General features: G+C 63.4%; 2 protein-coding genes and 4 pseudogenes. 4 read left to right on the forward strand and 2 right to left on the reverse strand.

The features are described 5' to 3' along the window. Positions 1–101 precede the first annotated feature (101 nt). The 4 pseudogenes from AC1VXC_RS17295 to AC1VXC_RS17310 all read left to right on the forward strand — a co-directional run. A pseudogene (locus tag AC1VXC_RS17295) lies at positions 102–1,835 on the forward strand (S8 family peptidase); the annotation flags it as partial. A 144-nt stretch (positions 1,836–1,979) separates the two neighbouring features. Next, positions 1,980–2,201, forward strand: a pseudogene (locus AC1VXC_RS17300) (proprotein convertase P-domain-containing protein); the annotation flags it as partial. Positions 2,202–2,904: 703 nt separating this feature from the next. Continuing rightward, positions 2,905–4,659, forward strand: a pseudogene (locus tag AC1VXC_RS17305) (S8 family peptidase); the annotation flags it as partial. A 132-nt stretch (positions 4,660–4,791) separates the two neighbouring features. After that, positions 4,792–5,013 (forward strand): annotated as a pseudogene (locus AC1VXC_RS17310) (proprotein convertase P-domain-containing protein); the annotation flags it as partial. Positions 5,014–5,081: 68 nt separating this feature from the next. Here the strand turns inward: AC1VXC_RS17310 and ybaK are convergent. Together ybaK and AC1VXC_RS17320 are read right to left on the reverse strand one after the other, a co-directional pair. Beyond that, positions 5,082–5,558, reverse strand: a complete 477-nt coding sequence (gene ybaK, locus AC1VXC_RS17315; protein WP_313494281.1) for a Cys-tRNA(Pro) deacylase — start codon at positions 5,556–5,558, stop codon at positions 5,082–5,084. Beyond that, a complete protein-coding gene (locus AC1VXC_RS17320; RefSeq protein ID WP_282267147.1) occupies positions 5,559–6,044 on the reverse strand; it encodes an asparaginase domain-containing protein in 486 nt (161 codons plus the stop codon). Between the last annotated feature and the right edge of the window lie 163 nt (positions 6,045–6,207).

A 6,207-nucleotide genomic window follows, 5' to 3' on the forward strand; every position in this document is an offset into this window, starting at 1 on the left:
GGGTAGTTCTACCCGGGCAGCAACCTCTTCGCATCTGGCAGGGCCCCGGGTAGGACTTATGCCGCGCACGCGGCTTCCTCTCAATGCAGAAGGGCTAATCAATGTCATCCAAATCGCGCCGTACGCTCGTTCGTGGGTTGTTGGTTGTTGGCACTGCGTCGTTGTCATCCCTGCTTCTGTGTGCGCCGGCCTGGGCCGGCGATGTGCATCTGGCCGGCCTCGATTCCGCGCCGACGCACCAACGCTTCATCGTCAAATACCGGCAGGACAGCCGCCAGGCTGCAGGTGACGCTGCCCTGCAGAAAACCCTGGTCTCCGCCGCGCGTGCGTTGCCGGCACGTGCGGGCAAGAGCATCGGTGTGCAGCACATGCGGCGTCTGGCGGTAGGCGCGGATGTGGTCCGTGCCGATGCCAAGCTGGATCGGGCCGAGGCGGAAACCCTGATGCGCAAGCTGGCTGCCGATCCCAATGTCGAGTACGTCGAGGTCGATCGCCTCAATACCATCCGCCTGACCCCGAATGACACCCGCTATGGCGAGCAGTGGGGCTACTCGGGGACCTATGGCATCAAGGCCAACCAAGCCTGGGATGTCACCAATGGCGCCGGCTCGGTGGTGGCGGTGCTGGATACCGGTATCACCGCACATAGCGATCTGGCCGCAAATCTGCTGCCGGGCTATGACTTCATCAACGACACCACGGTGTCGAACGATGGCAATGGCCGCGACAACGACCCCAGTGACCCGGGTGATTGGGTGAGCGCCAATCAATGCGGTGGCATCCATGCCGCACAGGGCTCCAGCTGGCATGGCACCCATGTCGCCGGCACCATTGCGGCGGTCACCAACAACGCCAAGGGCGTTGCCGGCGTGGCCTATGGCGCCAAGATCGTACCGGTGCGCGTGCTCGGCACCTGCGGTGGCTACGATTCGGATATTGCCGACGCCATCATCTGGGCTTCCGGTGGCACCGTATCCGGTGTACCGGCCAACGCGAATCCGGCCGAGGTGATCAATCTCAGCCTGGGCGGCTCCGGTGCCTGCGGCAGCACCACCCAGGCGGCAATCAATGGCGCGGTCAGCCGTGGCACCACGCTGGTGATTGCTGCAGGCAACGACAACACCAATGTGTCCAATGCCTCGCCGGCCAACTGCAACAACGTGATCGCAGTGGCATCGACGACCAGCACCGGCGCACGTTCGAGCTTCTCCAACTACGGTGCACTGATCGACATCGCCGCACCGGGCTCCAACATCCTGTCCACGCTCAACAGCGGCACCACCACGCCGGGCACCGAGAGCTACGCCGCCTACAACGGCACTTCGATGGCGACCCCGCACGTGGCAGGTGTTGTCGCGCTGCTGCAGGCGGTTTCGACCACGCCGAAGACGCCGGCGCAGGTCGAGGCCTTGATCAAGGCCAATGTAACGCCGTTCCCCTCCACGCCATCGCAGAGCATCGGCCCGGGCATTCTCAATGCCAAGGCAGTGGTGGATGCAGCCAACGGTGGCGGCAATCCAAACCCGGGTGGCACGGTCCTGAACAATGGCGTGCCGATCACCGGCTTGTCGGGCGCTGCCAGCAGCACGCAGTTCTTCACCGTGCAGGTTCCCGCAGGGGCGAGCAATCTGGTCATCGCCAGCTCCGGCGGCACCGGTGATGCGGACATGTATGTGCGTGCCGGCAGCCAGCCGACCACGTCCACCTACGATTGCCGTCCGTACAAGACCGGCAACGCCGAGAGCTGCAGCTTTGCAACACCGGTTGCTGGCACTTATCACGTGATGCTGTCCGCGTACTCTGCGTTCTCCGGCGTCAGCCTGCAGGCGAGCTGGAGCACCGGCGGTGGCAGCGGTGGCGTGCAGACCTACAGCAACGCGACGGCGGTCACCATCGTCGACAATGCCACTGTGGAAAGCAGCATTGCCGTCTCCGGACGCAGTGGCAACGCGCCGGCATCGACACCGGTGACCGTGGATATCAGCCATACCTGGAAGGGCGATCTGAAAGTGGATCTGGTGGCACCCGATGGCAGCGTCTACGTGCTGAGCAATTATGCGGGTGGCAGCGCGGATGACATCAAGCAGACTTTCAACGTCAACCTGTCCAGCGAGGCGTTGAACGGCAACTGGAAGCTGCGTGTCAACGACAAGGCCAGCGGTGATACCGGTCGTATCAACAGTTGGTCGATCAGGTTCTGAGTTGAGCAGCGTCAAGCGGCAGCGGATGTTTGCTTGAAGGCGCTGCTGCTCTGCTGCGATGTGATCTGGCCCCGGCGCTTTCGCCGGGGCTTTTGTTTGTTGATTGATGGACTTCAGTACACACGTTTCCCCATGGCGTTGTGATTGGCAGGATGCCTCGTTCGCAACAGGTCTGTAGCCCGGATAAGCGCAGCGCACCCGGGAGCAATGCTCAGGCGAACTCTCAGACTCTCCGTCAACGGCCCCGGCTGCGCTGTGTTTGCCCGGGCTACGAGTCCAGTGACCACGGCACGGTCCTGCGTTTCCGCTTGAGGCAGCGTGCCGATCAGTATGGATTCGCCGATGTAGTGCTGCCAGGGAATGCGGCCGCGCAAGCAGCGCTTCAGCAGTGAGCCCGTCACTTGCGGCGAAGGACGTGGCGGGCAGGAATTGTTGGCGTTGGTGATGGTCACGATGCATTGAAGCGCGGGATGCGCACTTTCCTGACTGATGCGTTGGTAGGTTCCGACGGCGCACCGGACAGCGGTTTCAGTAGAACGCCGATGGGAGCGCGTAAGCCGCCGGCCTACTGTCTGCGGGCGGATTGGTGAAGGGGAACCAATCCGGAGCGTTCTGCCCTGGTGTTGGTTGCTGTCCGCGCCGGGAACACCGAGCAGGGCCGACGCCGCGCAAGCGGCATCTTTCCATGCAGAAGGGTTCAACAATGTCATCCATATCGCGCCGTACGCTTCGCCGTGGGTTCGTGGCAGCTGGCACTGCTTCGTTGTTTCCGCTGCTGTTGTGCGCGCCTGCCTTGGCCGGCGAAGTGCAACTTGCAGGCCTGGACTCCGCGCTGGTGCATCAACGCTTCATCGTCAAATTCCGCAAGGACACAGCCCAGGCTGAAGGTGGGGTCGTGCTGGGCCGCGTCTTGACCATCGCTGCACGTGGGTTGCCGGTACGCGCTGGCAAGGCTGGCACGCTGCAGCGCCTGCGCCGGTTGGCGGTAGGTGCGGACGTGGTGCACGTGGACACGCCGCTGGATCGCATCGAGGCTCAAGCCTTGATGCATCGTCTGGCTGCGGACCCTGGTGTCGAGTACGTCGAGATTGATCGGCGCCATACCATCGCTACCGCGCCGAACGATCCGCGTTTCGGCGAGCAATGGGGGCTGTTCGGTGCCTATGGCATCAAGGCCGCTGAAGTTTGGGAGAATGCAACCGGGGAGGGCGTGGTGGTGGCGGTGCTGGATACCGGCATTGCCAGCCACAGCGATCTGGATGCCAATGTCCTGCCGGGCTATGACTTCATTGACGACACTGCGGTTGCCAATGACGGTGATGGTCGCGATGGCGATGCCAGCGACCCGGGTGACTGGGTGACGGCCAATCAATGTGGTGGCAGCCATGGCGCGCAGAATTCCAGTTGGCATGGCACCCATGTCGCCGGCACCGTTGCGGCGGTTGCCAACAATGGCAAGGGAGTGGCGGGCGTCGCGCCTGCTGCCAGGATCGTGCCGGTACGTGTGCTGGGCCGCTGTGGCGGCTATACCTCGGATATTGCCGACGCCATTGTCTGGGCTGCCGGTGGACAGGTAGCCGGTGTACCTGCCAATGCTTACCCAGCAGAGGTGATCAATCTCAGCCTGGGCGGTGCAGGCACCTGCGGCAGCACCATGCAGAACGCGATCAACAGTGCGACAGGCAAGGGCGCGACCCTGGTTGTCGCGGCTGGCAACAGCAACATCAACGTGGGCAGCGCCTCGCCTGCCAACTGCAACAATGTCATCGCCGTTGCTGCCAGCGACAGCGCCGGCAAACGCTCGATCTGGAGCAGCAGTCAGCAGTCAAACCATGGTCCGTTGGTGGACATTGCGGCGCCGGGCAGCTCCATCCTTTCCACGCTCAACAGTGGCAGCAAGGGCCCGGCGGGCGAGAGCTACGCGTCCTATGGCGGAACCTCGATGGCGGCGCCGCATGTGGCGGGCGTGGTGGCGCTGGTGCAACAGGTCTCCAGTCCTGTGCGTACGCCCATGCAGGTTGAAGCCTTGATCAAGGCTACGGCGACGCCTTTTCCTGCTACCCCGGACCGGGAGATCGGCACCGGCATCGTCAATGCGCAGGCGGCTGTGGCTGCAGCGCTGGGCGGCCCGTTGCCGCCGGACCCCGACCCCGCAACAGTGTTGGTCAACGGTGTGGCGCTGATCGACCTGGCGGGCAGCAAAGGCAGCAATCGCTATTACAGCGTGCAGATACCGGCAGGTGCGTCGAACCTGCTGATCAGTATTGCTGGCGGCAATGGCGATGCGGACCTGTACGTACGCGCCGCCAGCCGTCCCACCGCCTTCAGCTACGACTGTCGACCGTTCCACGCCGGCAATGCCGAAAGTTGCAGCATTCCGGCGCCTGTAGCGGGCACTTACCACGTCATGTTGACCGGCTACTCGGCGTACTCGGGGGTGCGTTTGAAGGCAAGTTGGGGTCTGCTACCGGCGCAGACCTATAGCAGCAACGAGGCGCTGGATATCCTCGACAACCGCACGGTGGAGAGTCCGATCAGCGTAACCGGGCGTACTGCCAATGCACCGGCGGCGACGCCGGTAACGGTGGATATCAGCCATGGCTGGCGCGGTGACCTGAAAGTGGAGCTGCTTGCACCTGGCGGGCGCGCCTATCTGCTGAGCAATTACGAAGGAGGTAGTGCCGATGACATCAAGCAGACCTTCGAGGTGGATCTTTCCAAGGAGGCCTTGAATGGCGTTTGGACACTGCGAGTCAACGACAAGGCCAGTGGCGATACGGGCCGGCTCAACCGCTGGTCGATCACGTTCTAGCTGGAGGCATCGTTTGTCGGCGCGGATGGGCCCGGCGTTGTGGTTGAGCCCATGTCGCTGACAGCGACTCAGTCCTCGCAGATATCGGCGCAGCTGGCCTGCAGGACCTGCAAGGCATCAGCCGGGGCGATATCCAGCAGCAGGCCGCGTTGGCCGGCGTTGATGTAGAGCGCGTCGTGCTGCCCGGCACTGGCGGCAAATACCACCTTGGCCGGCCGCTGCTGTGCGAAGGGGCTGATGCCACCGACCTTGTAGCCGCTACGCTTCTCGGCTTCAGGCACTTCCATCATCTGTGCGTGCTTGCCGCCGCAATGGGCGGCAAGCTTCTTCAGCGACAGGCGCTGATCGGAGGGGATCACCGCGATCAGTGGCTGCTTGTCCACCCAGGCCATCAGCGTCTTGAACATCCTTGCCGGAGCAATGCCCAGTGCCTGCGCCGCTGCCAGCCCCTTGCTGTCGACGTCGGCCGAGTAGTCATAGGCATGCACGCCATGGGCGATGCCGGCCTTGTCCAATGCGGCGGTGGCGCGGGTACTTTTGGCCACTTACAACGATTCGAAGCGATTGGCGTCGACGTTCTTGCGGACCTTCTCCGGATTCCAGATGCGGCCGTTCATGGCGATGTAGACGCCTTCCGGCAGCGACTGCACCGCGCCGATGGCGCAGCCGATGTTGAACTCGGCATCGGACCCACGGAAACGGGCCGGGCTGAGCGCGCCGGTCATCACGATGGTCTTGCCCGGGATGGTGGCCAGTACCTTGCCGGTGGCGACCATCGAGTCGGTGCCATGGGTGACCAGCACGTGGCGGGTGGGCTGCGCGGCGATGGTGGCGCGGATCAGCTCGCGGTCATCATCGCTGATGTGCAGCGAGTCCTTGCGCAGGATCGGGATCACGTTGAAACGGAAGGTCACGCCCAGCTCACGCAGGATCATGCCGATCTGCGGATCACCGATCTGGTAATCGGACTTGTCGTCGAAGTAGATCTTGTCGATCGTGCCACCGGTGGTGACGATCAGGAGTTCTTCCATCATTGCGGTAAATCCTTGCGGTGACTGCCAGCGGCACGGGCCGCGATGCTGCGCATGATAATGCCGCAGGCTGCGCCGGGCCACGTCAGGTCGCGTCACCCGGGTAGTGCCGAGCCATGTTCGGCTGGTGCTTGCCCGGGGCCGGATCAGTTGTGGTTGTGGG

The organism is Stenotrophomonas sp. STEN033, assembly GCF_056856655.1.